Origin of the sequence: Romboutsia sp. (assembly GCF_051659545.1) — a bacterium.
Classification (GTDB): domain Bacteria; phylum Bacillota; class Clostridia; order Peptostreptococcales; family Peptostreptococcaceae; genus JBOFOR01.
The window spans coordinates 1-3,118 of record NZ_JBOFOR010000225.1 but is presented as its reverse complement, the minus strand read 5'-3'; the positions used below and the strand labels follow the sequence as shown (position 1 = coordinate 3,118).

Here is a 3,118-nt window from a genome sequence, read left to right as displayed (position 1 = left end):
CACTCCTTAGTCTCTGTTATAGTCATATTCATTTGTATTGCTTTATTCTTAGCGTCTCTAGATGGTAGAACTATTCTATTTACTCCGCACTTTAATGCTAGTTCATCTAATTCTTTTCTGTAAGGTCCCCTAGGTCTCATACACCCTAAATTAATTTCTGTATTCGGTAAACTTATTCTAGCTTCACATAGTACATCTGCCACTTGTTGTAAATCTGGTGCACTTACATTTTCATAGTCTGTATCTTTTGTAGGTATTAATACTATAAAGGTTATTTTTTTAGGAGGTTCTTGAGCTAAATAATCTATTATTTCATATTCTCCCTTTATTTCTCCCCCCTTTAGTCCTATACATATATGAGGTGCTACTTCTGTATTTTCCTTTATTGTTTCATAAGTTTTTATGTAGTCTTCTCTTGTTTTATCTATCTTGTAAACTTCTTTTATAGTATCTTTATCAAAAACTAAATCAAAAGAAACTACATCTAAATACCTACAAACAGCCTCTATACTCTCTTTATCCATAAGACCTAAATGAGCATTTAATTTATATCCTTCTTCTTTTAATTTTTTTATAGTGTCTAGATGATTATTTATAGGAACATCTCCATCAAAACTACATCCTCCACTTAATAACAAACTATTTATATTTCTTCCTTTGACCTTACTTTCATACTCATTTATAGGAGTCATATTCTTTAAATAGTGCCCATTACAATGGGCACAACTTAAAGAACAACTATTATTTGTAGTACTAATTGCTAAAGTTTCATTTGGATATGAAAACTCTATGGTATTTCCAAAATTATCATTTTTGATTTTCATAGCTTTTTGCATTTTATCAGCTAAGCTCATATCCTATCCCTCCAATAGTTCTTTTACAGTTGGGAATTGCTCTATATTTGTATGTGGTAAGAAGCATGCAGATATAAATTCATCCATATATGACGGATAGACACTTAATTCTACATAAGTCATCTCATTACCTATTTCTTGTAATTTCTTTTTCGCATCCTTGCTTATTAATGTAAGATAAGACCCTACTAATGAGCTATTTCCTATATATTCAAATTTTTCTCTTTCTATATCAGGTAATAAGCCTATTAATATTGCATTTTCTATATCTAGATTGTTTCCTATTCCACCTGCTATAAGCATCTTATCTATAACACTAAAGTCCATCCCTAAGCTTTCTATAAGAGTAGCAGCCCCTGAATATATAGCTCCCTTTGCTCTTATAAAGTTATCTATATCTATTTCATTTACTGTTATATCATTTTCTATATTGTATTCTTCTTTAAAAGCTAATACATATTCCCCTATTTCATGCTCATTAAACCTTACTCTATCGTTATCTATATCTCTATGCATTTTTCCTCTTCTATCAATTATTCCAGTAAGAAGCATTTTGCATATTAAATCTATTATTCCTGAACCACAGATTCCTACAGGTTCCCCATCTCCTATTATTGTAAGCTCTGGTTTTAAAGTTTCTTTATCTATGTTTACTTTTTCAATAGCACCACCTGAGGCTCTCATACCACAACTTATTCCTCCACCTTCAAAAGCAGGTCCAGCTGAACAAGCACAACTCATCATATAGTCTTTGTTACCAAATACTATCTCACCATTAGTTCCTAAGTCTACAAATAATACATTTTCTTCACTAGCCCATATACCTGCAGATAATACCCCTGCTGTAATATCTCCTCCAACATAACTTGCTACAGATGGAGCAAGATAAACATACGCACTATTATTTACATTAAGACCTATATCTTTACCTATTAATCTAGGTGATTTTAAGAATGCTGGTATAAATGGTTCTTGTCTTAAGTAATCAGAATGTACACCTAAGAATAAACTAGACATTGTTGTATTTCCAGCTACTACAAGGCTAACTACGTTGTCTTTCTCTATATTATTTTTTGTATATATAGACTCTAATAATGAATTTATAGTATCATCTACTACTGCTTTATTTAATTCATCTAGTCCATTTTTCTTAGTTGAATATATAATTCTATGTATAACATCTGCTCCATATTTTATTTGAGCATTTCCAGATGAAGCTTTATCTATTACTTCTTTAGTGTATAGATTTACTAAGCAAACTACTACTGAAGTTGTTCCTATATCTATTGCAACTCCATAAAGTTCACCTTCTGTATTGCCTGGTTCTATATTTAATATTGTTAATTTATTTTTCTTCTTTACATAAGTTATAGTTACTTTGAAATCCTTTTCTCTTAAAGCCACAGGAGTCTTTCTAAGTAACTCCATAGTAAAGTCTATTTCATTAAATCCTAAGTTGTTTCTTACGTGTCTTTCTAATCTATCTATATCACATATATTGTCATCTAATGTAGGCTCTTCTAATTCTATGTAGCTTTTAACTATATTTGTTTTAAATTCAAAATCGTTTTCTTCTATTATTTTCTTTGCCCTATCAAAGATTTCTTTATCCTTTTTCTTGTCGCTTCCTTCTATTTTCATTCCATGCATAGATGATGATAATTTCGAAGGAATTTCGATTTCTATATCTTCTACTACCTTTGTATTACATGCTAATATATATCCTTGTTCCCATTCTTCATCTTTTATATGTAATGTTTTTTCTGTGTCAACGTTTCCCCTTAATAGCTTAACTTTACATTTTCCACAAGATACATTTCCGTTACAAGGAGCATCGATGAAAATTCCTGCTTTTCTTGCAACTTCTAACAAGTTTTCCCCTTTTTCACAGTAAACTTCTTTATTATTCGATTTAAAATTTACCTTTATCATTTTATATTTTCCCCCAATATGTTTTTCTACTATAATTTTAGCATAATTTACCTTGTAAGTATTAGTTTTTCCACTTATTACACATTTTTGTTAATATATTTAAATGATATATTAATAATTTTCTAAGTTGATTTTCTAAATATATTTATTTTATGTATTTTATAAATATGCTATTTTTTATATAATATTATTGTTGCTTAATTGCAATATCAAATTGAACTATTTTTTAAAATATGAAAAATAACCCAAATATTAGGCTGCATATATAGAATCTAAGTGTTCTTCAAATAGTTTCTCGGGTGTATTGTAGCCTAATATTTTTCTTGGTAATG

General features: G+C 29.2%; 2 protein-coding genes. Both read right to left on the bottom strand.

Going from position 1 to position 3,118, the window contains the following annotated elements; translation table 11 throughout:
• Window positions 1-854: radical SAM protein (locus ACRC03_RS12520; RefSeq protein ID WP_438652909.1), on the bottom strand; the 854-nt coding region annotated here is incomplete at its 3' end.
• Between the two features lie 3 nt (window positions 855-857).
• Window positions 858-2,786: a corrinoid activation/regeneration protein AcsV gene (gene acsV, locus ACRC03_RS12515; protein WP_438652908.1), complete on the bottom strand. Its 1,929-nt coding sequence runs from the start codon at window positions 2,784-2,786 to the stop codon at window positions 858-860.
• Between the last annotated feature and the right edge of the window lie 332 nt (window positions 2,787-3,118).